Raw genomic sequence first — 24606 nt, forward strand, 5'->3', positions numbered from 1 at the left:
GCGCTGGGGTGGCGGAACCTCAGCGGCCCCCTCGCTGCGGGATCGTTTTCACAGGTGGCTCCGCCACATGAGAAAACGCTGTCCTCGCGAGGGGACCGCTGAGAACCCGCGGGTGGTCCGGCTGCATGCTGGGGCGCCGCTCAGCGGCTTCGCCGCTGACACAACAGCAGGACCTGCCGCGTCAGGCTCGGATCGGTTCTTTCTCGTTCAAGTGGCTTGCAATTGGTCAACCGGTTGACAGGTTGGGGGTTGCTTCCGATACTAGGCCGAACGGCGAAGCCCCGCCGCGGAACGCCGCGGCCGCGCCACGCCCGGACCAGGACCCGCCCGCTCCGGCCGCGGTCCTCGCCCGCACCCGCTTCAAAGGAGTCAATGTGGACACCTCGACCGCCGCGCAGCAGCGCGGTCCGGGGGTGGAGAAGTCGGCCATTCGCAAGGTCGCCGTCCGCCTCGTGCCGTTCGTGGCCTTGATGTTCTTCGTCAACTACCTCGACCGGACGGCGATCAGCTTCGCCGCGCCGAACGGGATGCGCGACGACCTGGCGCTGTCCGCCGCCCAGTTCGGCTTCGCCTCCGGCGTGTTCTTCGTCGGCTACCTGCTGCTGGAAGTGCCCAGCAACATCGCGCTGAACAAGTTCGGCGCCCGCCGCTGGCTCGCCCGGATCATGGTCAGCTGGGGCGTGGTGGCGCTGCTGTTCACCTGGGTGCAGGACTTCACCCAGCTCGCCGTGCTGCGCTTCCTGCTCGGCGTCGCCGAAGCCGGGTTCTTCCCCGGTGCCGTGCTGTTCCTGAGCCTGTGGGTGCCCGCCCGGCACCGCGGCAAGATCCTCGCGCTGTTCTACCTCGCGCAGCCGCTGACCACCGTCATCGGTGCCCCGCTGGCCGGCTGGCTCATCCAGCAGCACGGGGTGTTCGGGCTGGAGGGCTGGCGCTTCATGTTCTTCGGCGTCGCGATCCCCGCCATCGTGCTCGGCGTCGTCGCCTGGTTCTACCTCGCCGACGACCCGCGCGAAGCGAAGTGGCTGACCGCGGCCGAGAAGGACTGGCTGACCGGCGAACTCGCCGCCGAGAAGGAGCACACGGCCGCCGAATCCGGGCACCACGGCCTCCGCTCGGTGTTCGGCAACGGCCGGGTGTGGACGCTGGCGATGCTGTACTTCGGGTTCATCTACGGGCTCTACACGCTCGCGTTCTTCCTCCCCGCGATCATCGGCGACTTCGAGCAGCGGTTCGGCACCACGTTCGGCGTGTTCGAGAAGGGCCTCATCACCGCGGTCCCGTACCTGCCCGCGGCGATCGTGCTGTACCTGTGGTCTCGGGACGCCACCCGGCGCGGGCTGCGGTCCTGGCACATCACCGTGCCCGCCGTCGTGGGCGCGGTCAGCGTGCCGCTGGCGCTGTTCGCCGGCTCCCCCGTGCTGACCATCGCGATCATCACCGTCACCGCCTGCGCGATCTTCGCGGCGCTGCCGAACTTCTGGACGCTGCCCACGAAGTTCCTCACCGGCGTGGCCGCCGCCGCGGGCATCGCGCTGATCAACACGCTGGGCAACCTGGCCGGGTTCCTCGCGCCGTACGTGACCGGCGCGCTGTTCGACTGGACCGGCTCCTACGTGGTGCCGATGTTCGTCGTCGGCGCGTTCCTGCTGCTGTCCGCCGTGCTGATGGTGCTGCTCACGCGCACCGAGCGGGCCGACCGCCGCGTGCCCGCCGCCGAGTGACCACCGTCCCCCCGTTCCCGTAGGAGAGCTCATGGCCCGCCTGTTCAACGACCCCGGCTCGTTCGCCGAGGAGATGCTGGAAGGTTTCGCCGCCGCCCAGGCGCACCGGGTGCGCCGGGTGCCCGGCGGAGTGGTCCGCCGCGACCGAGCCCGCAGCGGCGAGGTGGCCGTCGTCATCGGCGGCGGCTCCGGGCACTACCCCGCGTTCAGCGGCCTGGTCGGCGACGGCCTCGCGCACGGGGCTGCGATGGGGAACCTGTTCGCCTCGCCGTCCGCGCAGCAGGTGCGCTCGGTGGCGACCTCGGCGCACAACGGCGGCGGAGTGCTGCTGTGCTACGGGAACTACGCCGGGGACGTGCTGCACTTCGGCCTCGCCGAGCAGCGGCTGCGCGGTGACGGCATCGACTGCCGCACCGTGGTCGTCACCGACGACGTCTCCAGCGCCCCGGCCGACGAGCGGGACAAGCGGCGCGGCGTCGCAGGCGACCTGGTGGTGTTCAAGGCCGCGGCGGCGGCCGCCGCGGCCGGCTACGACCTCGACGAGGTGGCGCGGGTCGCCGCGCACGCCAACGACCGCACCCGCTCCTTCGGCGTCGCCTTCGGCGGCTGCACCCTGCCCGGCGCGGACGAGCCGCTGTTCACCGTGCCGGACGGGAAGATGGCCGTGGGGCTGGGGATCCACGGCGAACCGGGCATCGCCGAGCAGGACGTGCCGAGCGCCGACGAGCTCGCCGAGCTGTTCGTGCGCACCCTGCTCGCCGAGGTGCCCGACGGCGTCGAGGTCGCCGGATCGCGGGTCGTGGTGCTGCTCAACGGGCTCGGTTCGGTGAAGTACGAGGAGCTGTTCGTGGTGTACCGCCGGGTCGCCGCGCTGCTCGCCGAAGCCGGGGTGGAGGTCGTCGAACCCGAGGTCGGCGAGCTGGTGACCAGCTTCGACATGGCGGGCGCCTCCCTCACGCTGTGCTGGCTGGACGAGGAGCTGGAGCGGTTCTGGCGCGCCCCCGCCGATTCGGCCGCCTACCGCAAGACCCCGGCGGCCGCCTACCGCAAGACCCCGGCGGTCGCCGCCGCGGACGTCGAGGCGGGCGAGGACTTCGTGGCGCTGGACGTGATCCCGCCCGCCACCGGCGAATCGCGGGAGTCGGCGCGCTGCGCGCTGGCCGCGCTCGAAGCCGTGAAGTCCACTGTGGACGACAATGTGGCGGAGCTGGGCCGGATCGACGCCGTCGCGGGCGACGGCGACCACGGCATCGGCATGCAGCGCGGCGCGGACGCGGCCGTGGCCGCCGCCCGCGAGGCCGTCGAACGCGGTGCGGGCGCGGGCAGCACCCTCAACCGCGCCGCCGACGCCTGGGCCGACCGGGCCGGCGGCACCTCGGGTGCGTTGTGGGGCGTGGCGCTGCGGGCGATCGGCGCCGAGTTCGGCGACGAGACCGCTCCCGGTCCGCGCACCACCGGCGCCGCCGTGCGCGCCGCCGCCGACGCGGTGGTGCGGCTCGGCAAGGCCGAGCTCGGCGACAAGACCATGGTCGACGTGCTGGTGCCCTTCGCCGACGAGCTGGAATCCGCGCTCACCGCCGGATCCGGCCTCGCCACCGCGTGGGACGCCGCCGCCACCACCGCCGCGAAGGCCGCGGAGGCCACCGCCTCGCTGCGCCCGCTGCGCGGCCGCGCCCGCCCGCTGGCGGAGAAGAGCCTCGGCACCCCGGACGCGGGGGCCGTCTCGCTGTCGCTGATCACCCGCGCGGTGCACGCCGTGCTCGCCAGGTGACAACCCGAAACCCGTTGCGGTGAGAGGAGAAATCGCGTGAGCGACAAGCTGCGCATCGTGGTCGGCTCGGACGACGCCGGGTTCGACTACAAGGAGGTCCTGAAGCGGGACCTGGACAACAGCGACCTCGTCGAGTCCGTGCGCGACGTCGGCGTGGACGCGGACGGCCACACCCCCTACCCCACCGTCGCCATCGCCGCCGCCGAGCTCGTCGCGGCCGGGGAGGCCGACCGGGCGCTGCTGGTGTGCGGCACCGGGCTGGGCGTGGCGATCGCCGCGAACAAGGTCGAGGGGATCCGCGCCGTCACCGCGCACGACACCTTCTCCGTGGAGCGCGCGATCAAGAGCAACGACGCGCAGGTGCTCACCTTCGGCCAGCGCGTCGTCGGCATCGAACTGGCCCGCAAGCTCGCCGCCGAATGGCTCACCCACCGCTTCGACCCGGCATCGGCGTCAGCGCAGAAGGTCTGCCTGATCAGCGACTACGAGAGCAGGTCCGAGCGGTGACCCGGACCATCGGCGTCAGCCTGAAGATGTACTTCGGGCACCAGCGCACGCTCGACTGGTGCGCGGACGTCGCCGAGATCGCCCGCCGCCATCCCGCGGTGCGCGGCGGCGGCGCGAAGCTGTTCGTGCTGCCCTCGTTCCCCGGTCTGCCCCCCGCGCTGGACCTGTTCCGGGACACCCCGGTCGAGGTCGGCGCGCAGGACCTGTTCTGGGAGGACCACGGCGCCTACACCGGCGAGGTCAGCGGCGCGGAGCTGCGCGAACTGGGTTGCCGCCACGTCGAGGTCGGGCACGCCGAGCGGCGCAGGCTGTTCGGCGAGGACGACCGGGTGGTCGCGGCGAAGACGGCGGCGGCGCTGCGCAACGGGCTGACCCCGGTGCTGTGCCTCGGCGAGGAGCGGGCGGGCAGCACCACCGACGCGGTGCGCACCTGCCTGGAGCAGCTGGATTCGGCGCTCGACGCGGCCCGCGCAGCGGACCGCGCCGGGGCGGTCGTCATCGCCTACGAACCGCAGTGGGCGATCGGCGCCGCCGAACCCGCCGAACCCGAGTTCATCGGCGCGGTGTGCGGCAAACTGCGCAACGCGCTGGACGCCGAACCGGTGCTGGCGGGCAGCCGCGTCATCTACGGCGGCAGCGCCGGGCCGGGGCTGCTCAGCACGCTCGGCGACGCGGCGGACGGGCTGTTCCTCGGCCGGTTCGCGCACGACCCGGCGGCACTGGAGCGGATCCTGGACGAGGTCGTCGCGCTGGACGGGGTGTCGGCATGATCGGGCTGAGCACCTACGCCTACTTCTGGCAGTGGTCCGACCAGGTTCCGGAACCGCTGTCGCTGACCGGGATGCTCGCGGACACCGCGGCGCAGGGCGCGGAGCTGTTCCAGATCTGCGACTACCCGCCGCTGGAGTCGATGACCGACGCCGAGCTGGACGAGGCGCGGGACGAGGCGCGTCGACTGGGGGTGCGCCTCGAACTGGGCACCCGCGGGCTGCGACCGGAGCACCTGCGCCGCTACCTGGAGCTGGCCGGGCGGCTGGACGCCTCGCTGGTGCGGTCGATGCTCTACTCCGCCGACAGCAGGCCGACCCCCGACGAGGCCGAGGCCTACCTGCGGGAGGTCGTGCCGGAGTACGCGGCGGCGGGCGTGACGATCGCGCTGGAGACCTACGAGCAGGTCCCCACCCGCGTGCTCGTCGACCTGGTGGACCGCGTCGGCGACGAGCACCTGGGCATCTGCCTGGACCCGGCGAACGTGGTGGCCGCGCTGGAACTGCCCGGCGACGTGATCGAGCTGACCGCCCCGCACGTGAAGAACGTGCACGTCAAGGACTTCGCCTTCACCCGCTCCGCCGGGTGGGTGGGGTTCGCGCTGACCGGCGCCCGGCTGGGCACCGGACAGCTGGACCGGGCGCACGAGGTGCGCGCGGTGCGCGCCGCCGAACGCGGCATCAACGAGGTCGTCGAGCACTGGCTGCCCTGGCAGGGCGATGCGGCGACGACCTGCGCGGTCGAACGGGAGTGGACCGCGCACAACCTGGACTACCTGAGGAGTGAGCGGACATGACGGATGCGAAGCTGACGATCGCGGTCATCGGCGCGGGCGGCAAGATGGGCATGCGGGTGTCGAACAACCTGCAGCGCACCGAGCACACCGTGTTCTACAGCGAGAACTCCCCCGCCGGGCAGGAGCGCGTCACCGAGGCCGGTCGCGCGGTCACCGAGACCTCGGCCGCGATCGCCGACGCCGACGTGGTCATCCTCGCCGTCCCGGACATCGTGCTGGGCAAGGTGTCCGAGGAGGTCGTGCCGCAGCTGCGCGCCGGTTCCGTCGTGGTCACCCTCGACCCGGCCGCGGCGTACGCGAACCTGCTGGCCAAGCGCGAGGACCTGGAGTACGTGGTCGCGCACCCCTGCCACCCGTCGGTGTTCCTGCAGCGCCGCACCCCGGAGGAGCTGGCCGACACCTTCGGCGGCATCGCCGCGCCGCAGGAGGTCGTGGCCGCCATCGAGTCCGGTGACGAGGAGCGCCGCGCCGTCGCCGAGTCGGTGATCCGCGCGATGTACGCGCCGGTGGTGGACGTACACTGGGTGACGGTGAAGCAGCTGGCCTACCTGGAGCCGACGCTGGTGGAGACGGTGGCCTGCATGGTGGGCGATCTGCTCAAGGAGGCGCTGCACGAGACGGTGCACACCGTGGGCGTCCCGGAGGCGGCGGCGCGCGCGATGCTGCTCGGCCACACCCAGGTGGCGCTGGCGAACACCCTCAAGGGCGACAACCCGTTCTCGGACGCGTGCCTGATCGCGATGGACTACGGCCGCGAGTCGATCATCAAGGACGACTGGAAGAAGATCTTCGACGACGAGCAGCTGGACGCCGTGATCACCCGGATGCTGAAGCTGGACCGCATCGAGCGCTGATCCGCCCGGCCACCCCGCCCGGCCGCTCGGGCGCCACCTGCCGGTCGGCGCGGGGACGACGAACGCACCGCCCTCCTCCGGGGCGGTGCGTTCGTGCTTCCGGGCCGTTGTCCGATCGCCGGGCCGTTGTCAGATCGCCGAGGCCGTTGTCAGATCGCCCGGGCCGCCGCGGGGGCCGGGGCCGGCGCTCCGGTGGGGCGGGCGCGCTGCAGGTAGCGGCGGGCGCGGGCGGCGTCGGCCTCGTCCACCGGGGTGCCGCCCGCCGCACCGGCGCGCGCCGCGCTGGCCTTGAGGACCGCGTGTGCCCAGGACAGCTCCTGCTCGGTCGGCGCGAACGCGTCGTTGATCGTGGCGATCTGCTCCGCGGTGACCGCGGCCTTCGAGGTGAACCCGGCGCGGGCGGCGCGCAGCGTCTCGGCCGCCAGCGCGTCCGGGTCCCCGCCGCCGAAGTGCGGCGAGTCGATGACGACGACGTCGGCGGACGTCGCGGCAAGTACCGCGGAATCGCGCACGGAGCGCATGGCCTCCGGGTCCCCCGGCGTGCCGAGGTCGGCGACCACGTCCGCCGCACCGACGAGCACGCCGACCACGCGGGTCTGCGAGGCGAGGATCCGCGGCAGGTTGCGCAGCCCGCGGGCGGTTTCGATCAGCGGCACCAGCATGGTGCGGCTGCCCGCCTCGAACAGCAGGTTCTCGATGACGCCGAGCGCGCCCGCGGATTCGGTCCGCGGCAGCACCAGCACGTCCGGCGCGACGTCCGCGGAGAGCAGCGCGGTCAGGTCGGCGAGGCCGACCGCCGTCGAGGCGGCGTTGATCCGCACCGCGGTCACCAGTTCGCCGGGCGGCGCCGCCGCCAGGTGCTCGATGACGAGGGCGCGGGCCGCGGATTTGTCCTGCGGCCGCACGGAATCCTCCAGGTCGAGGATCACCGCGTCGGCGCCGTCGCGCTCCGCCGAGTCGAACTGCTCCGGTCGGGTGCTGGGTGCGTACAACCAGCTGCGGGCGGCGCGCACCGCCGTCTCCACGTCTCCGTCAACCATGTCCGTTCCCCCCAGATCGACCGGTTCCGACGGTACGAGCCAGGTGGATCGACGGCCATTCGACGGCGGGGCGGGGCTGCGCGATTCATCCGCTCCGGGGACGTGCGGTGGTTCCGCTGCGGCGCAACGGTTCCGGCGTTCCGGGCACGGGTTCCGCCGCGACCGGAGCGGCGGATCTCGTGCTGCGACGGCGTTTCCGCGTTCCCGTGGTGCGGCCCGGTGATCGCGGACGGCGCGAGCGCGGCGGCACCGGAGCACCGCCGGGAGGACGCCCGAAAGGCGTACCAGCCGCGAACCGCCCCGATCCGTCGAGACCACAGTGGACGGTCTCGGAAGTGCCGCGCCGCCGGAACCCCGCTACCGCACCGCGACCGGCCTTCATTGACGGTGTGATCGCTTGTGACTACGCTGAGTGGCTGACCGGGGGAAGCAGTCGGTTCAACTGAATGAAGTCGGGGGGCTTCTCGTGGCACTGCGCGCAACCGCGACCGGCACGGGCGACGGGAGACACCTGTTCGGCCGCGAACCCGCGATGCGCCTGGTCCGGGAGTTCGCCGACCGGCCGGGACACGCCAGCAGGCCGCAACCCGTGCTGCTGTTCACCGGTCCGCGCGGCAGCGGCAAGACCGCGTTCCTCGACGCGCTCGCCGACCGCCTGCACGGGCAGGGCCCGTACGCCCGACTGGACTGCGAAGTGCTCGACCCCGCCCGGCTCTCCCTCGCGCACATCGCCGTCGAGCTCGACCGGCACGCACCCGACCCGATCGCGTTCCCCCGGTTCGTCGCCGGGCAGGTGGTCGCCGCCCAGCAGCTCGACGTCGACCCCGGCATCGCCCGCCTCGAAGCCGAACGCGCGCTCCTGGAGCACCGCCGCGCCGACCGGCTGCGCGCACTGCTCGGCGGCCTCCTGCCGCACGCCGAGCACGTCGGGCGGCGGCTCGCCGACGGGGTGCTGCGCGGGCTGGTGTCCTGGCGGCACGGGCACCGGGCGGTGCTCGCCGCCGACTGGTTCGGGCACCAGGACCGCGACCTCGGCCGGGACCCGCTGGACGTGCTCGTCGAGCTCAACCGGCGCGCCCGCACCCCGCAGAACCAGGACGACGCCCGCGACACCGGAGAACTGCTGTGGGCGGCGCTGCTCGCCGACCTGCGCGAGGAGTTCGACCGCGGGACGCGGCGCGCGCGGCGCGGGCTCAACTGCGCGCTGCTGCTCGACGACGTCGACTCCCCCGCCGCGAAGCCCCTCCTCGACGCGCTCGTGCGGGCCCGCAGGCAGTACGCCGCGCACCTGCCCGGCGGCTGCGACCCGCTGACCGTGGTGGCCACCAGCCGGGGGAAGCGCTCCGGCGCCGTCATCGCCACCGGCGAAGCGTCGCCGCTGCGCGACATCGAGCGGATCGAGGCGTCCGGGCCCGAGCCGTACTACGCCGATTTCACCGAGCACGGCGGGAAACCGTGGTACCCGGTGCGGTTGCGCGACCTCACCCGGGACGAGATCGGCAACATGGTCGACGAGCTCGGCCGGTACGCCGGGAACCGGAAGAACCGGGTCGGCGCCGCGATCCTCCGCCTCACCGGCGGGCATCCCGGTGCGACCCGCAGGCTGCTGGAGGAGATCCGGGTCCGGCCGGGCGATCCGGTGGACCTGGGACCGCTGCTCGGCGACGCGCCCCTGCTCGGGCCGGGCGGCTCGTTCGGGCTCGCGGAGCCGTTCCGCGCCGGGCTCGCCGAGGAGGCGCTGCACGACCTGGTGACCTGCGCGGCCGCGCGCCACCAGGTCGAGGCGGAGCGGCTCGTCGCGCACAGCGGCCTCGCCGCCTCCCACGGCGCGCGGGCCGTGTTCGCCCCGGAGCTGTGGGTTCCCGCCGACGACGGGCACCACGTGCTGCCGCCGGTGCTGCGCCGGGTGCTGCTGCGGGAGCTCGCCGCCCGGCCCGAGCAGGAACCCGCGAACTGGACGGCGGTGCACACCTGGTTCCGCGAGACGCTCGCCGACCAGGGCGACGAGGTCGGCGAGCTGTACCACTCGCTCGCGGTCGGCGAAGTGGAGTCCGTGGCGCGGCGGCTCAACACGCTGCTGGCCTACAGCGACCTGCCGACCTGGCTGGATCTGCTCGCCGCGGCCACCGCCGCGCCCAACCGCCTCGACCACGCCGACCCGCAGCTCGACCAGGTGCGTTCGCTGGCCGACTGGACCCATCCCGGTGCCGCGCCGCAGGCCGCGGTCGCTCGGCTGGTCGCGGCGCGGTGGATCGCCGCCGATCCGCTCGGCGACAGCAGGCGGCACGCGCTCTACCTGGAGATCGCCGCCTGCTACGACGAGATCGCACCGCACTCCGGCAGCGGCCTGGCCACGCTGCGCGCCGAATCGGAGAAGTACCGCAGGTGGTCCGAACTGACCGACTGAACCGCGGCCACGAGGAGAGGATCAGCGTGAGCTTCGAACAGCCCCCGCGCCCCCGATGGGGTCTGCGCATCGCACTGGCGGCGGGCAGCGCGCTCGTCCTGGTGCTCGGCGTCGTCACCGTCGTCTGGGCCGTCGCCCCGTGCGACAGCGGGATGTCGCACGTGCGGGGCGAGTGCGTCGGCGTCACCGACGGTTCCGAGGTGTTCTCGCCCGAGCTGGAGGACGTGGAACGGCGGATCGCGGCCGAGAACGACCGGGTCGCCGACGACGACTTCGTCGTCACCGTCGCCGTGCTGATGCCGATGACCGCCGGGGAGGACGACAGCCTCTCCATCTCGCAGATCCGCTCCTACCTGCAAGGCGCGCACGTGGCGCAGGTCAACGCCAACCAGGACCGGCGCGGCCTGAAGGTCCGGCTGGCGCTGGCGAACGAGGGCCGCTACGAGCACGCCTGGAAGGAGGTCACGGAGCGGCTGGTCGACATGGTGGAGCCGGAGAACCTGGTGGCCGTCACCGGTCTCGGGCTCAGCTCCCCCGAAACCGCGCTCGGCGCGCGCGAGCTCGCCGCGGCGGGCATCCCCATGGTCGGCTACCTCAGCGCCGACCGGTTCAACAGCCTCCCCGGCGAGCACGGGCCTGCGATCGCGGGCCTGCACCGGGTGTCGCCGAGCATCGAGCAGGAGCTCGGCACCATCGCGGAGCACTTGGACGAGCTGGTCGGACCGCAGCCGACGGCCCTGCTGGTCCGCGACGGCAACGGCGACGACATCTACACCGCGGACCTGCGGGAGAACTTCCAGGAGAAGTTCGGCGCGGCGTGGCAGCGCAGCGGCCGGACCACCGGCTCCTACACGGGTGGACCGGACGCGTTCGGGCTCGGCACCCAGTTCGAGTACATCGCCGACCGGATCTGCACGTCGGAGGTGAACGTGGTGCTGTACGCGGGACGCAGCAACCTGCTGCCCGACTTCGTCGAGAAGGTCCGCAGGCGCGGCTGCGACCCCCACCGCCACATCACCATCATCACCGGCTCCGAATCCACCGACCTCCACCTGAGCGCCGACCCGGGCACCGCCCCGGTCTCGGTGCTCTACGCCTCGGTGGCCGATCCGGCGGCCCTGGCGGATGCGAGGAACCAGGACCGCCCGCTGTACACGGCCTTCACCGGTGCGCTGCACCGGCTGTTCGACGCGGACGCGCCGGTGTCGAACTGGAGCGTGCTGGGGCACGACGCGACGCTCGCCGCCGTCACCGCCGCGCAGCACGCGGTGGGCCGCCACCCTGGTGTGCCCACCACCAACGGGGTGCTGGCCCACCTGCGGCTGCTCAACCACGAGACGAACAGCGTCGCCGGGGCGAGCGGGCGGTTCACGTTCGACTCCGACAGCGGCGACCGGGTCAGCGGGAGCATCCCGGTGCTGCGCCGTTCCGGGGACGGGCAGGTGGAGGTCGTGGTGCCCGGCGGCGACGCGGGGTGACACCTTCACCCGCCCGTGGATCTTAGGCTAGCCTCACCCAGTGGTCTCCTTCGAACTCGCGCGGACCCTGGCCGACGAGGTGCTGTTCCCGGCGGCGGCCGAGGTCGACGCCGCGGGCGCGGTGCCGCGCTCCCACTTCGATCTGCTGGCCGAGCACGGTTTCTACGGCGCGGTCGCGCCCCACGAGCACGGCGGCCCGGAGCTCCCGCTCGACGAGGCCGGCCGGATCGTGGAGGCGCTGTCCGGCGGCTGCCTGAGCACCGCGTTCGTCTGGGCGCAGCACCACGGCGTGGTGCGCGGGCTGCTGAGCACCGAACGGACCGAACTGCGCGACCGCCACCTGGACGACGCGGTGCGCGGGAAGCTGCGCGGTGGCGTGTCGTTCGCCGGGGCCATCCCGCAGCCGCCGCGGCTGCACGCGGTGCCGGTGGACGGCGGCTACCGGTTCACCGGCGAAGCACCGTTCGTCAGCGGCTGGGGGATCGTGGACGTGCTGCAGGTGTCGGCGCGGGACGGCGACTCGGTCGTGAACGCCTTCCTCGACGCGCGCCCGGCGCCCGGGATCCGCGTCGAACCGCTCCGGCTGGTCGCGGCGCAGGCCACCGCGACGGTGCGGTTGTGGTTCGACGACCACTTCGTCCCGGCCGAGCGGGTGCTGGGCGTCGTCCCGCACTCGGCGGTGCTCGCCGCGCAGGCCGGGGCGGCCCGGCTCAACGGGGCGATGCCGCTGGGGATCGCGGGGCGCTGCGCCCGGCTCATCGCCGACACCGGGCGGCCCGAGGTCGCCGAACGGCTCGAAGCGGACCGGGACGCGGTGCGGGACGGGCTGGACGAGGCGTTCGCCACCGGCGCCGACATCGCACCGGCCCGGGCGGCCGCCGCCGAGCTGGCGCTGCGCGCCGCCGGAGCGCTGGTGACCGCGGCAGGCAGTTCCGCGCTGCTGCTGGGCGAGCACGGGCAGCGGCTGGTGCGGGAGGCGACGTTCACCCTCGTCGCCGCGTCCCGGCCACCCATCAAGGACGGCATCCTCGCGCTGCTGGCGGGAGGCGCGCGGTGAAGCGGATCGCGGCCGCCGCCCTGCTGCTCGGCCTCCTCGCCGGGTGTTCGCCCGCCCCGCAGGCCCCGGAGCGCACCGGGACCGAGGTGCGGCACGCGCTCGGCACCACGACGGCGCCCGCGCACCCGGCGCGGGTCGTCGCGCTGGGGCCCGCCGACGTGGACGCCGCGCTCGCCCTCGGCGTCGAACCGGTCGGCATCGGGTTGCCGCTGAGCGCGGAGGTCCAGCCGTGGCAGCGGCGGCCGGGCTGGGAACCGGTGACGCTGCGGCCCACCGACCAGGGCTACTCCACCGAGGCGATCGCCCAGCTGCACCCGGACCTGATCCTCGCGGGCAGCGACTACTACATCGACGGGGAGTACGCGGCGCTGTCCCGGCTCGCCCCGACCACCGCGTTCGAGACCGCACCGGACGAGGAACCGTGGCAGACCACCACCCGCCAGGTGGGGCGCGCGCTCGGCAGGCCCGCGGAGGCGGACCGGCTCGTCGCCGACACCGAGCGGCGCGTCCGCGAGGCCGCCGCCGCGCACCCGCAGCTGGCGGGCGCCGAGGTCGCGGTCACCCTCGGGCACAGCCCCGGCGGCCTCGGGGTGATCCGCTCCGCGCAGGACGTCACGGTGCGCACCTTGACCGAGTTCGGCATGGCGCTGTCCCCCGCGGCGGCGAACCTGCCCGGTGCAGCGTTCAACGCCCAGGTCAGCGCGGAGAACCTGGCGCGGATCGACACCGACGTGCTCATCACCGCGTACCCGAACCCGGCGGTGCGGCCGCAGATCGAGTCGCTGCCGGTGTTCGAGTCGCTGGACGCGGTGCGGGACGGCGGCTACCTGCCGCTGACGCAGGCGGACTGGCCGCTGCTGCGCCAGCCCGGTGTGCTCTCGCTGCCGTACCTCGTCGACCACCTGCTCCCCCGGATCGCGGACGCGGCCCGGCACCGCCGCTGAGCCCCGCCCGGGGCGTCGTGCGCGTCAGGAGCGGGACCAGGCCCCGGCGAGCAGTTCGTAGGAGCGCAGCCGGTCCTTCGGGTCGTGGGTGATGGTGGTGATGAGCAGTTCGTCGGCCCCGGTGACCCGCCGCAGCACCTCCAGCCGTTCCACGACGGTCTCCGGGGAGCCGACGATGCGGGTCTGCACCCGGTCGGCGACCCGGGCGCGTTCGGCCTCGGTCCAGTGGCGGCGGCGCGCTTCGTCCGGGCTCGGGTACGGCTGGGCGCCGTCGCCGTGGCGGATGTCGTGCACCCACCCGGCGAAGGGCGTGGCGAGTTCGCGGGCGGTGGCGTCGTCCTCGGCGACGAGCACGTCGGCGGACACGACGAGGTGTGGCCGGTCCAGCCGCGGGGAGGGCGCGAACGAGTCGCGGTAGGACGCGGCGGAGTCGAGCACGGTGCTCGGGGTGACGTGGTAGTTCGACACGAACGGCAGGCCGAGCTCGCCCGCCGCGCGGGAGCTGGGGCCCGCGCTGGCGCCGAGCACCCACACCTGCAGCGCCGCGTGCTCGGCGGTGATCGCGTGCGCTTCGCGCCCACCGCCGTCGCGGAAGGTGCCGTCGAGGAAGGCCAGCACTTCCCGCACCTGATCCGCGTAGTCGGAGCGCCCGGTGTCGCCGAGCAGCAGGGCGTGCCCTTCGAGCTGTTCCACGCGGGCCTTCGACAGGCTGCCGCCGCGAGCGGTGCGCGGCACCGGAAGTCCGTCCACGTAGGCGGGTTCGGGCGCGGTGACCGGTGCGCTGTCGCCGGTGGCGGCCTTGGCGAATTCGACGTACTTGGCGAGGCCGGAGCGGCCGAGCCCGAGGTCGATGCGGTCCGGGTGCAGCTGGGCGAGGGTGCCGAAGTCCTCGGCGACCTGCAGCGGGCTGTGCTGGCCGAGCAGCACCGCCCCGGATCCGACGCGGATGTGCCGGGTCGCGGCGGCCACCGCGGCGATGAGCACCGCGGGGGAGGACGAGGCGACGCCGGGCACCAGGTGGTGCTCGGCGAGCCAGAACCGCCGGTAGCCCCACTGCTCGGCGTTCCGGGCGAGTTCGACGGTGTCGCGCAGCGCACCGCCCGCCGTGCCGCCGGTGGGGATCGGTGCGAGGTCGAGGATCGAGAGCGGTACCGCGGTCATCGCTTCCTCCAACGCACCGCCTCCCCTCGGGTTCGGGGGAGGCGGGCTGTCCACAGTGGATCGTGGAGGCGGAGGCGGGATTCGAACCCGCGTGCAGGGCTTTGCAGGCCCTTACCTGGCCTCTCGGTCACTCCGCCACGACCCGATCAGCGGCCGCAGCCGGGGATCGGGGACCAGAATCGTCCACATCGGACCCGAGTCGGGTCCGGGAGGTCGCTGCTCAGGGCAGCGCGGGCGCACAGATCGAGCTCGCGTGCCGCCGGAGGTCGACGTGCAGGCGAGCGAAGAAGAACCGCGCCTCGATGTCCACGCCACGATTCTTGCGCCGCACCCGCCGGGCGTCAACGGAGCCCGGTGGCGTCCCACTGGCTGGACGATCTCGGCCGGAACCGCAGCGCACGGGCCGCGCCGTACGCTGGCCGGTGATGCGACGCAAGCTCCGATCCCCCCTGCCGCAGCGCGACGGCCTCGACGCCGCGCGGCTGCGCACCCCCGGTTCGGGGACGTGGGCGACGATGCGCGACCACCTGGTCGAGCGGTTGCCGATCCCGGCCGGCGAGGTGGACCGGATGCTGCGCGAGCAGCGCGTCGCCGATCGGCACGGCCGGTTCGTGGACGCCACCACGCCGTTCGCGCCCGATGCCTTCCTGTGGGTGCAGCGGGAACTCCCGGCCGAGGTGCCGGTGCCGTTCGAGGTGGCGGTGCTGCACCGCGACGAGCACCTGCTGGTGGCGGACAAACCGCACTTCCTGGCCACCACGCCGCGCGGCGGGCACGTCGCCGAGACGGCGCTGGTGCGGTTGCGCCGCGCGCTGGAGCTGCCGGAGCTGAGCCCGGTGCACCGGCTCGACCGGCTGACGGCGGGCCTGGTGCTGTTCGCCGTGCACCGGGCCGCGCGGCGCGAGTACCAGCTGCTGTTCCAGGACCGCGCGGTGCGCAAGGAGTACGAGGCGATCGCGCCGCACGACCCGGCCCTGGAGCTGCCGCGCGTGGTGCGCAGCAGGATCGAGAAGGAGCGCGGCGTGCTCCAGGCCCGCGAGGTGCCGGGCCCGGTGAACGCGGAGACGCGGGTGGAACTCGAGGAGCACCGGGGCGGGCTCGCCCGCTACCGGCTGCTGCCCGCCACCGGCCGCACCCACCAGCTGCGGGTGCACCTGGCGTCGCTGGGCGTGCCGATCCTCGGCGACGAGCTGTACCCGGAGGTCCGGGAGCGGGCCGCGGAAGACTTCACCGATCCGCTGCGGCTGCTGGCCAAGGAGCTCGCCTTCGACGACCCGATCACCGGGGCCCCGCGCCGCTTCACCAGCCGCCGCGCGCTGGAACTCCCCTGACCCGACCACGCGGCGGCGCTCGCCCCGAAGCCGGGCGCGGCGCGGTCAGGTGAAGCCGCGGGACAGGTCGCGGAGGGCGTCGTCCAGGACCGCGCACAGGTCGATCCCCGGCGTCGAGAGCCAGTGCTCGTAGGCCGCGAGGGCCGCGCCGAGGGTGGAGTGCGCGATGGCCTGCGGGCGCAGCGCGGTGACCGGTTCGCCGAGGCGGTCGGCGGCGAACTCGGCGACGACGGCGCGCCAGTCGGCGTAGCGCAACGTCGAGTGCGCCTGCAGCGCGGGCACCCGCAGGATCAGTTCGAGGCGGCGGCGGTGCCGCGCCGTCTCGGCCGGATCGACCCGGTTGAACTCGACGACGACCGCGCGGATCGCCGCCAGCAGCGGCTCGTCCGCGGGCCGGGCGCGGAACCGCTCCCGCATCACGTCGAGCCGTTCGGTGAACGCGCCCCACACCACGTCGTTCTTCGAGTCGAAGTAGCGGAAGAACGTGCGCCGACCGATGCCGGCGGCCCGCGCGATGTGCTCCACGGTGGTGCGGTCGAAGCCGTCCGAGTCGAACAGCGCGAAGGCGACGCGTTCGAGTTCGGCGGGGCTGGTCGTGCGCCGCCGGCCGGGCCCCGTCGTTGGTCCGGAAGTGTGGTCGCGGGTCGGTCCGGTCATCGCCTCTTCCATTGTGACACCGGGTGCCCATATCGTGTGGCGGCCACCACATCGCAGTGAGTGATCGGGAGGAAGCATCCCATGAGCGAATCCCAGCACGACGCGACCGGCACCGCCCCGGCCGACGGGGTGGAGGACGACCTGCTCGTCGAGGAAGTGTCGATCGATGGCATGTGCGGCGTCTACTGAACCGGGCGGGGGGGGGGGGGGGGGGGGGGGGGGGGCCCCCCGCCCCCCCCCCCCGCCGCGCCCCCCCCCCCCGCGCGGCCCCCGGGCGCCCCGGGGCGGGGGGGGGGGCGCCCCCCGGCCGGGGCGGGTTGGGGCCCTCGGGGCCGTCCGGCCCCCCCCCCCCCCCGGGGGGGGGGGGGGGGGTCCCCCCCCGCCCCCCCGCACCGGCTGAGCCCGGCCGTCTCGCTGCGCCCGGAGCGCTTCGGGGCGCTCGTCTACGACTTCACCACGCGGCGGCTGTCGTTCCTGAAGACGCCGGAACTCGTCGCCGTGGTCCGCGAACTGGAGCACCAGCCGGACGTGCACGCCGCGCTCACCGCCGCCGGTGTGCCCGCCGAGCAGCACCCGCGCTACCTGACCGCCCTCGCCGGACTGCGCGAGGCGGGCACCATCCGGCCCCGCGACTGAACCGCCCCGCGAGGAGGCGCACATGCGGCTTGTCGAGCACTTCCAGCACGGCCTGGACTCCCCCATCTGCCTCACCTGGGAACTCACCTACGCGTGCAACCTGTCCTGCGTGCACTGCCTGTCCGCGTCCGGGCGGCGCGACCCGCGCGAGCTGTCCACCGCGGAGTGCAAGGCCGTCCTCGACGAGCTGCAGCGGATGCAGGTGTTCTACGTGAACATCGGCGGCGGCGAGCCGACCGTGCGCGCCGACTTCTGGGAACTCGTCGAGTACGCCGTGGACCACCAGGTGGGGGTCAAGTTCTCCACGAACGGGGTGCGGTTGACGCCGGAGCGGGCGCGGTGGCTGGCGGGCACCGACTACGTGGACGTGCAGCTGTCCCTCGACGGGGCGACCGCGGAGGTCAACGACCGGGTGCGCGGGACGGGCTCCTACGACACGGCGATGGCGGCGATGCGCAACCTGCGCGATGCCGGGTTCCGCGACTTCAAGATCAGCGTCGTGCTGACCAGGGAGAACGTCGACCAGCTGGACCGGTTCCAGGAGATCGCGGACGAGCACGGCGCGCAGCTGCGCCTCACCCGGCTGCGGCCGTCCGGGCGCGGCGCCGACGTGTGGGACGAGCTGCACCCGACCGCCGGGCAGCAGCGGGAGATCTACGACTGGCTCGTCGCGCACGGCGAGGGCGTGCTCACCGGGGATTCGTTCTTCCACCTCAACGCGCTCGGCTCCACGCCGCTGCCGGGGCTGAACCTGTGCGGCGCCGGACGCGTGGTGTGCCTGATCGACCCGATCGGCGACGTCTACGCCTGCCCGTTCGCGATCCACTCCGAATTCCTCGCGGGCAACGTGCGCGACGACGGCGGATTCGGCGCGGTGTGGCGGGAATCCGAGCTGTTCGAGCGGTTGCGCGCGCCGCAGGCCGGCGGCGCGTGCACGTCCTGCACCGCCTACGACGCGTGCCAGGGCGGGTGCATGGCGGCGAAGTTCTTCACCGGCCTGCCGCTGGACGGGCCGGACCCGGAATGCGTGCTGGGCAACGGGGAACGCGCGCTGGCCGGGGTCGGGGCCGCGGTGCCGAAACCGGACAAGGACCACTCGCACCGCACCGCGCCCCGGCGGCGGCCGGAACCGGTCGCGGTCGGCATCGGCTGGGGCCCGCCGGACGAGCAGCCGGTGCCGGACCGGGCCTGCGACACCAGTCCCCTCGCCGGTTTCCGCCCCTGACCCGAGCGGCCCGGCCGAACCCGGCGGGTCCGGTCACCCGCTTCCCACGGAAGGCTCCCACCACATGAGCGGATCTGCGGTCGGGCTCACCGAGCCGGTGCGGCTCGCCGGGCGCGCGGCGCCGTCCCGGGTGCTGTTCGGGCCGCACGAGACGAACCTCGGCGACGGGCGCGCGCTGTCCGGCGCCCACGCCGCCCACTACGCCGAGCGGGCCGCGGGCGGCGCCGGAGTCGTGGTCACCGAGGTCGCGAGCGCACACGGCTCGGACTGGCCCTACGAACGCGCCCCGCTGGCCGCCGAGTGCGGTCCGGGCTGGGCGGCGGTCGTGGGGGCCTGCCGGCCGCACGGGACGCTGGTGCTGGCGGGCCTCGGGCACGCGGGCTCGCAGGGTTCGTCGGCGCGGTCGCAGTCGGCGCTGTGGGCGCCGTCGCGGGTCGCGGACGTGGCGAGCCGGGAACTGCCGATGGCGGTGGAACCGCGCGAGATCCGCGCTCTCCTCGGAGGTTTCGCCACCGCCGCCCGGATCGCCGTCGAGTCCGATGTGGACGGTGTGGAGATCGGCGCCGGGCAGTTCTCGCTGCTGCGCCAGTTCTTGTCCGGCCTGACGAACCAGCGCGCCGACGAGTACGGCACCGACCGGTCCCGGCTGCTGCGGGAAGTGCTCGCCGCGGTGCGCGCCGAGCTCGGCGCCGGCCGGGTGCTGGGCCTGCGGCTGTCCTGCGACGAGCTCGCGCCGTGGGCCGGCATCACCCCGGAGCAGGGCGCCGAGCTCGCCGCCGCGCTCGCCCCCGAGGTGGACTACCTGGCCGTGGTGCGCGGTTCCGCGATGGGCACCGCCGCGACCACGCCCGACGCGCACGCGGAACCCGGGTTCAACCGGGAGCTGTGCCGCGCGGTGCGCGAGGCCGTGGCCGGGGCGGCTCCGGTGGTGTTGCAGGGGTCCGTGGTCGATCCGGCGCAGGCGCAGGCCGCGCTGGACGACGGGACGGCGGACCTGGTGGAGATGACGCGCGCCCAGCTCGCGGATCCGGCTCTGGTGCGGAAGGTCCGGGCGGGACGGCGGGTTCGGCCGTGCACGCTCACCAACCAGCAGTGCCGGGTACGCGACGACCGCAACCCGCTGGTGAGCTGCCTCGGCGAACCGCGCACCGGGCACGAGACCACCGATCCGGTCCCGGGCGGCACCGGCGACGGGCGGCCGGTGCTCGTCGCGGGCGGCGGGCCCGCCGGATTGGAGGCCGCACGGGTGCTGGCGCTGCGCGGGCACCCGGTGCGGCTGGTGGAGCGCACCGACCGGCTCGGCGGGATGCTGGCGCTCGCGGCGCTGCTGCCCGGCCGGGGGCGGCTCGGCGCGCTGGTCGACTGGCTCGTCGCGGAGGTCCGGGAGCTCGGCGTCCCGATCACCACCGGCGCGGACGCCCGACCCGAACCGGGGGAATTCCTCGTCGCCGCAACGGGTTCCGCATCCGGACCGCGGCACTACGAGAGCGCCGGACCGGTGCTGGAGGCCGCCGACCTGCTGCGCGCGGTCCGGGACGGGCGGCTCGACCTGGTGGTGCCGGACGGTCCGGTCGCCGTGTTCGACCCGGTCGGCGCCGCCACCGGGGTCGCCGTCGCCGAACTCCTCGCCGCCACCGGGCGGGAGGTCTCGATCATCAGCCAGGACCCGGTGATCGGCACCCAGCTCGCCCGCACCGGCGACCTGGCGGACGCGAACGCGCGGTTGCAGCGCGCCGGGGTGGTGCTCGCCAAGCGCAGCGCGCTGCGGGCGGTGCGGCCCGGCGACGTGCTGCTGGCCGACGTGTTCACCGGTGCCGAACGCACCCTGCCCGCCGAGCTCGTCGTGCACTGCGGCCACCGGCTGCCCGACCCCGCTCCGCCGCCGGACTTCGGCACGACCGTCGGCGACCGGGTGGCGCCGCGCACCGCGCACGAAGCCGTCCGGGAAGGCCGGCGCGCCGCGTTCGCCCTGGTCCGCGACCTGGCGGTGCCGGCATGAGCGCCACCGGCCGGTACCGGCACCTGTTCCAGCCGCTGCGGCTCGGGCCGGTCACCGTCGCCAACCGCATCGTGTTCTCCGCCCACCTGACGAACTACGCGGCCGGTGGGCTGCCCACCGAGCAGCACGCCGCCTACTACGCGGCGCGGGCCGCGGGCGGCGCCGGGTTGATCATCACGGAGGAGCACTCCACCCATCCGACCGACTGGCCGTACGAGAAGCTGATCCACGGCTTCCACCCCGAGGTCGTGCCCGGCTACCGGCGGATCACCGACGCGGTGCACGCGCACGGGGTGCCGATCTTCGCGCAGCTCAACCACAACGGCGGGCAGGGCTCCGGGATGTACTCGCGGCTGCCGGTGTGGGCGCCGTCGCCGATCCCGGACCCGCTGTTCCGCGAAGTGCCGAAAGCCGTGGACCACGCCGAGATCGACGAGATCGTCGCCGGGTACGCGACCGTGGCGCGGCACTGCCGGGACGGCGGCTTCGACGGCGTGGAGCTGCAGTGCTCGCACTCGTCGATCGTGCGCGGATTCCTGTCCCCCGCCACGAACGCGCGCACCGACGAGTACGGCGGCGCGCTGCCGAACCGGGCTCGGCTGCTGCTGCGGCTGGTCGCGGCGGTGCGCGCGGCGATCGGGCCCGACCTGGCGCTGGGCGTGCGGTTGTGCGGCGACGAGCTCATCGACGGCGGCACCACCATCGACGAGGCGGTGGCGGTGGCGCGGCTGGTCGAGGCGACCCGCGCCGTGGACTACGTGAACACCTCGATCGGGGTCGCCACCGCCACGCTGCACATGATCGAGGCGTCGATGAGCGTGCCGCCCGGCTACGCCCTGTTCATCCCGAGCGCGCTGCGCAAGGCGGTGGAGCTGCCGGTGGTCGGGGTGGGCCGGTTCAAGGACCCGGTGCAGGCCGACCGCGCGCTGGCCGACGGGCACGCGGACCTGATCGGCGTGGTGCGCGGCCAGATCGCCGACGCGGACTTCGCCGCCAAGGCGCGCTCCGGGCACGCCGCCGACATCCGCACCTGCCTGTCCTGCAACCAGGAGTGCGTCGGCCGGATGGGCCTGAACCGCTGGCTCGGCTGCATCGAGAACCCCCGCACCGGCAAGGAATCCGTGCCGCTGCCGCCGCCGCGCGCGGCCAAGCGGGTCGTGGTCGTCGGCGGTGGTCCGGGCGGGTTGCAGGCCGCGGCGACGGCCGCGCAGCGCGGGCACCGGGTGACGCTCCTGGAGCGCCGCTCCACCACCGGCGGTCAGGTCGCGGTGGCGGCGAGCGTGCCGCAGCGCGCCGAATTCCTCGACGTGGTGCGGAATTCGCTCGCCGAGTGCCGCCGGTACGGCGTCGAGGTCCGCACCGGGGAGCACGCCACCGCCGAGTCGCTGCGCGCGCTGCGACCCGACGTGGTGGTCCTGGCGACGGGCGCGCGGCCGCAGCGCCCGCACTGGGCAGGCGACCTGGCGCGCGTGGTGGACGTGCGGGACGTGCTGGAGGGACGCGCGGCGCCGTGCGGGCAGGTGCTGGTGGTGGACGAGCTCGGGTTCCACCAGGCGACCTCGGTGGCCGAGCTGCTCGCGGACCGGGGCTGCGCGGTGCGGATCAGCACCCCCGGGATGGTCGTCGGCCAGGACCTCGGCATCACGCTGGACCTGGAGTCGTTCGCGGTGCGCGCCGCTGCCAAGAGCATCGAGCAGACCACCGACGAGGTGGTGCTCGACGCCTCCGCCGCGGACGACGGCCGGGTGCGGGTGCAGCTGCTCAAGCACACCACCGGCGCGAGCGGCGCGGAGGTGTTCGACTGGGTGGTGTGCGCGACGCACCAAGAGCCCGAAGAGGAGCTGTGGCTGGAGCTGTCCGCTTCCGGCGAGCTGCCTGTCCACCGGGTCGGTGACTGCGTGGCGCCGCGGCGGGCGCACGCGGCGGTGCTGGAAGGACATCGGGCGGCGGTGGCGCTGTGAAGGGGGAGGTGGCCGCGGTGCTGGTGGTGCGGGACGGCGTGCCGCCGGTGGGCGGGGACGAGGCGGTCGCGGAGGCCGGCGGCGCCGCGGTCCTCGTCGGTTCCGGCTGCCGCCGGGCGGTCGCGGAGCTGCCGCCGCTGCGCCGGGCGTGGTGCGCGGAGGCCGGGGACTTCGCGCCGGGCGCGTACGCCGCCGCGCTCGCGCCGCTGCTGGCGGAGGTGCCGCGGGTGGTGCTGCCGGGTTCACCGGACGGCCGGGACCTCGCGCCCCGGCTGGCGGCCGCGCTGGACCGGCCGCTGCTGGCGGGGGCCACCCGCACCGACGCGGCGGGCACGGACCTGGTGCGCTGGGACGGCAGGCTCACCGCGGTCGTCCGCACCCCGGCGCGCTGCGTGGTGTCGCTGGTGCCCGGGGTGCGCGGGGCGCTGCCCGCGGGCGGGATCCCCGAAGTGTCCGATGTGGACGTTCCGCTTCCGCCGGTTCCGGACGCGGAGGTGCTGGAGGTGCTGGAACCGGATCCGGCGACCGCCGAGCTCGGCGAGGCGCGTCGGCTGCTGGGCGCCGGGGCGGGGCTCGCCCGCGGAGACCTGACCGGGCCGGAATCGGTGGCGCTGCTGGAAGAACTCGCCACCGCCCTCGGTGCCTCCGTCGGAGCGACCCGCGTGGTCACCGACGCCGGGTGGACCGCTCCCGGGAGGCAGATCGGCACCACCGGTGCCGTGGTGTCCCCCGAGCTGTACCTGGCCTTCGGGGTGTCCGGCGCCGCCCAGCACCTCGGCGGGCTCGACGCATCCGGGCACGTGGTGTCGGTGAACACCGACGCCAGCTGCCCCATGACCGCGATGGCCGATCTCGGCCTCGTCACCGACGCGCAACGGCTGCTCGCCGAACTGGTGCGCAGGCTCGCCCGGATCGAGGAGGAGCACCATGTCTGACCGGGGTGCCGGGCCGTCCACCGCCGCCGTGCCGATACCGCGGCCGCAGCGCTACGACTTCGACGCCATCGTCGTCGGCGCCGGACCGGCCGGATCGGCCGCCGCGCTGGAACTGGCCCGCGCCGGGCGGAGCGTGGCGCTGCTGGAACGCGGACTGTTCCCCGGTTCGAAGAACGTCTACGGCGGCGTCGTCTACGGACGGGTCCTCGACGGGCTGATCCCCGGCTGGCAGCAGGAGATGCCGGTGCAGCGGTGGGTGACCCGCAGGCAGACGATGGTGCTGTCCGGGGAGCGCTCGCTGACCGTCGACTTCCGCAACGAGAACTGGGGCCGGGCACCGCACAACGGCGCCACCACGCACCGCGCCGAGTTCGACCCGTGGCTCGCCGAGCACGCGCAGCGGGCCGGGGCGGTGCTGGTGCCGTCCACGGTGGCGGTGTCGCTGCTGCGGACCGCCGACGGTGCCGTGCACGGGGTGCGCACCGACCGGCCGGACGGCGACCTCACCGCGCGGGTCGTGCTGGCCTGCGACGGGGTGAACTCGTTCCTGGCGAAGCAGGCCGGTCTGCTCGGCGGCGACCAGGCCTCGCACACCACCCTCGGTGTGAAGGAGACGCTGGCGCTGCCGCGCGGGGTCATCGACGAGCGCTTCGGCGTCACCGGCAGCGGCGGCGTGGACGTGGAGATGCTCGGCTGCACCGGGAAGGTGCCCGGCGGCGGATTCCTCTACACCAACGCGGAATCGGTGAGCATCGGCCTCGTCCTCGGCCTGCGCGGGCTCGCGCGGGCGAAGGTGCGCCCGGAGCACCTGCTGGCCGAGCTGAAACGGCACCCGTCGATCGCGCCGCTGGTGCGCGGCGGCGAACTCGTCGAGTACTCCGCGCACCTCATCCCCGAAGGCGGCTACCGGACGATGCCGCCGCTGATCGCCGACGGGCTGCTGCTGGCCGGGGACGCGGCCGGGATGTGCCTGGCGGCGGGGATCTGGCTGGAGGGCGTGAACTTCGCGCTCGGCTCCGGCATGTGCGCGGGCCGCGCCGCGGCCACCGCGCTCGCCACCGGCGACACCTCGGCGGCCGGTCTCGCCGGGTACCGCTCCGCGCTGCGGAGCTCCTTCGTGCTCGCCGACCACGAGCGGCTGCGCGACGCGCCGGGGCTCGTGCTGTCCGAGCGGATGCAGCAGCGGTATCCCGGCCTGCTGTGCGACTTCGTCGAATCCGTGTTCGCGGTGGACAACCCGCGGCCGAAACCCGGGTTCCGCGCGTTGCTGCGCCGGGCCGCGAAGCGCAACGGGGTGCGGATGCGGGACCTCGCCAAGGACGCGCTCACCGGCTTGCGGACCTTCGGCTGATCGGACG

The 24606-nt window shown here is 74.4% G+C and carries 22 protein-coding genes and 1 tRNA gene; 18 read left to right on the forward strand and 5 right to left on the reverse strand.

Going from position 1 to position 24606, the window contains the following annotated elements; translation table 11 throughout:
* Positions 1–374: 374 nt before the first annotated feature.
* From LCD35_RS18765 to LCD35_RS18790, 6 genes are read left to right on the forward strand one after another with little or no spacing between them, the layout of a single operon-like run.
* Entirely contained in the window at positions 375–1721 is a 1347-nt protein-coding gene (locus LCD35_RS18765) for an MFS transporter (protein WP_224955577.1), read from the forward strand.
* A gap of 31 nt (positions 1722–1752) precedes the next feature.
* On the forward strand, positions 1753–3492 hold the full coding sequence (locus LCD35_RS18770; protein WP_225044565.1) for a dihydroxyacetone kinase family protein: 1740 nt from the start codon (positions 1753–1755) through the stop codon (positions 3490–3492).
* Positions 3493–3528: 36 nt separating this feature from the next.
* Complete coding sequence (locus tag LCD35_RS18775; RefSeq protein ID WP_224977608.1) at positions 3529–3999, forward strand: ribose-5-phosphate isomerase; 471 nt, start codon at positions 3529–3531, stop codon at positions 3997–3999.
* Positions 3996–4769, forward strand: a complete 774-nt coding sequence (locus tag LCD35_RS18780) for a triose-phosphate isomerase family protein (protein ID WP_225044566.1) — start codon at positions 3996–3998, stop codon at positions 4767–4769. Before LCD35_RS18775 ends, LCD35_RS18780 begins: the two co-directional genes overlap by 4 nt.
* Entirely contained in the window at positions 4766–5563 is a 798-nt protein-coding gene (locus LCD35_RS18785; protein WP_224955573.1) for a sugar phosphate isomerase/epimerase, read from the forward strand. Before LCD35_RS18780 ends, LCD35_RS18785 begins: the two co-directional genes overlap by 4 nt.
* Positions 5560–6417 carry a phosphogluconate dehydrogenase C-terminal domain-containing protein gene (locus LCD35_RS18790; protein ID WP_224955572.1) on the forward strand — a complete coding sequence of 286 codons (858 nt, stop codon included), beginning with the start codon at positions 5560–5562 and terminating at the stop codon, positions 6415–6417. Before LCD35_RS18785 ends, LCD35_RS18790 begins: the two co-directional genes overlap by 4 nt.
* Positions 6418–6566: 149 nt before the next feature.
* Here the strand turns inward: LCD35_RS18790 and LCD35_RS18795 are convergent, their stop codons facing one another.
* A complete protein-coding gene (locus tag LCD35_RS18795; RefSeq protein ID WP_225044567.1) occupies positions 6567–7457 on the reverse strand; it encodes a CoA ester lyase in 891 nt (296 codons plus the stop codon).
* 466 nt (positions 7458–7923) lie between these two features.
* On the opposite strand from LCD35_RS18795, the gene LCD35_RS18800 reads away from it, so the two are divergent.
* From LCD35_RS18800 to LCD35_RS18815, 4 genes are read left to right on the forward strand one after another with little or no spacing between them, the layout of a single operon-like run.
* Positions 7924–9864, forward strand: coding sequence for an ATP-binding protein (locus tag LCD35_RS18800; RefSeq protein ID WP_224955570.1), 1941 nt, complete (start codon positions 7924–7926; stop codon positions 9862–9864).
* 26 nt (positions 9865–9890) lie between these two features.
* Positions 9891–11342 (forward strand): ABC transporter substrate-binding protein, encoded by a 1452-nt coding sequence (locus LCD35_RS18805; protein WP_224955569.1) that lies wholly within the window; start codon positions 9891–9893, stop codon positions 11340–11342.
* 40 nt (positions 11343–11382) lie between these two features.
* Positions 11383–12399 carry an acyl-CoA dehydrogenase family protein gene (locus LCD35_RS18810; RefSeq protein WP_225044568.1) on the forward strand — a complete coding sequence of 339 codons (1017 nt, stop codon included), beginning with the start codon at positions 11383–11385 and terminating at the stop codon, positions 12397–12399.
* Positions 12396–13343, forward strand: a complete 948-nt coding sequence (locus LCD35_RS18815; RefSeq protein WP_224966061.1) for an iron-siderophore ABC transporter substrate-binding protein — start codon at positions 12396–12398, stop codon at positions 13341–13343. Before LCD35_RS18810 ends, LCD35_RS18815 begins: the two co-directional genes overlap by 4 nt.
* Positions 13344–13367: 24 nt before the next feature.
* Here LCD35_RS18815 and LCD35_RS18820 read toward each other — a convergent pair whose 3' ends face one another.
* The 3 genes from LCD35_RS18820 to LCD35_RS30765 form a co-directional block, all read right to left on the reverse strand.
* Positions 13368–14504, reverse strand: coding sequence for an MsnO8 family LLM class oxidoreductase (locus tag LCD35_RS18820; RefSeq protein WP_224955566.1), 1137 nt, complete (start codon positions 14502–14504; stop codon positions 13368–13370).
* Between the two features lie 63 nt (positions 14505–14567).
* A tRNA-Cys gene (locus tag LCD35_RS18825) sits at positions 14568–14641 on the reverse strand.
* A gap of 83 nt (positions 14642–14724) precedes the next feature.
* Positions 14725–14814 (reverse strand): putative leader peptide, encoded by a 90-nt coding sequence (locus LCD35_RS30765; protein ID WP_374108108.1) that lies wholly within the window; start codon positions 14812–14814, stop codon positions 14725–14727.
* Between the two features lie 115 nt (positions 14815–14929).
* Between LCD35_RS30765 and LCD35_RS18830 the strand changes: the two genes are divergently transcribed.
* On the forward strand, positions 14930–15835 hold the full coding sequence (locus LCD35_RS18830; RefSeq protein WP_225044569.1) for a pseudouridine synthase: 906 nt from the start codon (positions 14930–14932) through the stop codon (positions 15833–15835).
* 45 nt (positions 15836–15880) lie between these two features.
* Here LCD35_RS18830 and mftR read toward each other — a convergent pair whose 3' ends face one another.
* The gene (gene mftR, locus LCD35_RS18835; protein ID WP_225044570.1) at positions 15881–16492 is read right to left on the reverse strand and encodes a mycofactocin system transcriptional regulator; all 612 of its coding nucleotides are present in this window, start codon (positions 16490–16492) and stop codon (positions 15881–15883) included.
* An 81-nt stretch (positions 16493–16573) separates the two neighbouring features.
* Here mftR and mftA point away from each other — a divergent pair, with 81 nt between their 5' ends.
* The 7 genes from mftA (at position 16574) to LCD35_RS18870 (ending at position 24599) form a co-directional block, all read left to right on the forward strand.
* Positions 16574–16681, forward strand: coding sequence for a mycofactocin precursor MftA (gene mftA, locus LCD35_RS18840; protein WP_224955563.1), 108 nt, complete (start codon positions 16574–16576; stop codon positions 16679–16681).
* Positions 16682–16888: 207 nt separating this feature from the next.
* A complete protein-coding gene (mftB, locus tag LCD35_RS18845; protein ID WP_224966059.1) occupies positions 16889–17128 on the forward strand; it encodes a mycofactocin biosynthesis chaperone MftB in 240 nt (79 codons plus the stop codon).
* A 22-nt stretch (positions 17129–17150) separates the two neighbouring features.
* Entirely contained in the window at positions 17151–18353 is a 1203-nt protein-coding gene (mftC, locus tag LCD35_RS18850; RefSeq protein ID WP_225044571.1) for a mycofactocin radical SAM maturase, read from the forward strand.
* A 64-nt stretch (positions 18354–18417) separates the two neighbouring features.
* Positions 18418–20352, forward strand: a complete 1935-nt coding sequence (locus tag LCD35_RS18855; protein WP_225044572.1) for a mycofactocin system FadH/OYE family oxidoreductase 1 — start codon at positions 18418–18420, stop codon at positions 20350–20352.
* Positions 20349–22313: a mycofactocin system FadH/OYE family oxidoreductase 2 gene (locus LCD35_RS18860; RefSeq protein ID WP_225044573.1), complete on the forward strand. Its 1965-nt coding sequence runs from the start codon at positions 20349–20351 to the stop codon at positions 22311–22313. The genes LCD35_RS18855 and LCD35_RS18860 overlap by 4 nt, the downstream gene beginning before the upstream one ends.
* Complete coding sequence (locus LCD35_RS18865) at positions 22310–23248, forward strand: mycofactocin-associated electron transfer flavoprotein alpha subunit (RefSeq protein WP_225044574.1); 939 nt, start codon at positions 22310–22312, stop codon at positions 23246–23248. Before LCD35_RS18860 ends, LCD35_RS18865 begins: the two co-directional genes overlap by 4 nt.
* On the forward strand, positions 23241–24599 hold the full coding sequence (locus LCD35_RS18870) for an FAD-dependent oxidoreductase (protein ID WP_225044575.1): 1359 nt from the start codon (positions 23241–23243) through the stop codon (positions 24597–24599). The genes LCD35_RS18865 and LCD35_RS18870 overlap by 8 nt, the downstream gene beginning before the upstream one ends.
* Positions 24600–24606: the final 7 nt, after the last annotated feature.

This window comes from Saccharopolyspora sp. 6V, from assembly GCF_020176785.1.
Lineage (GTDB): Bacteria > Actinomycetota > Actinomycetes > Mycobacteriales > Pseudonocardiaceae > Saccharopolyspora_C > Saccharopolyspora_C gregorii.

What these genes read in the sequence shown, in the direction of transcription:
- LCD35_RS18860 (WP_225044573.1), top strand. Translation starts at nt 20,349, where the DNA reads ATGAGCGCCACCGGCCGGTACCGGCACCTGTTCCAGCCGCTGCGGCTC.
- LCD35_RS18795 (WP_225044567.1), bottom strand. Translation starts at nt 7,457, where the DNA reads ATGGTTGACGGAGACGTGGAGACGGCGGTGCGCGCCGCCCGCAGCTGG.
- LCD35_RS18785 (WP_224955573.1), top strand. Translation starts at nt 4,766, where the DNA reads ATGATCGGGCTGAGCACCTACGCCTACTTCTGGCAGTGGTCCGACCAG.
- LCD35_RS18790 (WP_224955572.1), top strand. Translation starts at nt 5,560, where the DNA reads ATGACGGATGCGAAGCTGACGATCGCGGTCATCGGCGCGGGCGGCAAG.
- LCD35_RS18770 (WP_225044565.1), top strand. Translation starts at nt 1,753, where the DNA reads ATGGCCCGCCTGTTCAACGACCCCGGCTCGTTCGCCGAGGAGATGCTG.
- LCD35_RS18870 (WP_225044575.1), top strand. Translation starts at nt 23,241, where the DNA reads ATGTCTGACCGGGGTGCCGGGCCGTCCACCGCCGCCGTGCCGATACCG.
- mftC (WP_225044571.1), top strand. Translation starts at nt 17,151, where the DNA reads ATGCGGCTTGTCGAGCACTTCCAGCACGGCCTGGACTCCCCCATCTGC.
- LCD35_RS18855 (WP_225044572.1), top strand. Translation starts at nt 18,418, where the DNA reads ATGAGCGGATCTGCGGTCGGGCTCACCGAGCCGGTGCGGCTCGCCGGG.
- mftA (WP_224955563.1), top strand. Translation starts at nt 16,574, where the DNA reads ATGAGCGAATCCCAGCACGACGCGACCGGCACCGCCCCGGCCGACGGG.
- LCD35_RS18830 (WP_225044569.1), top strand. Translation starts at nt 14,930, where the DNA reads ATGCGACGCAAGCTCCGATCCCCCCTGCCGCAGCGCGACGGCCTCGAC.
- mftR (WP_225044570.1), bottom strand. Translation starts at nt 16,492, where the DNA reads ATGACCGGACCGACCCGCGACCACACTTCCGGACCAACGACGGGGCCC.
- LCD35_RS18820 (WP_224955566.1), bottom strand. Translation starts at nt 14,504, where the DNA reads ATGACCGCGGTACCGCTCTCGATCCTCGACCTCGCACCGATCCCCACC.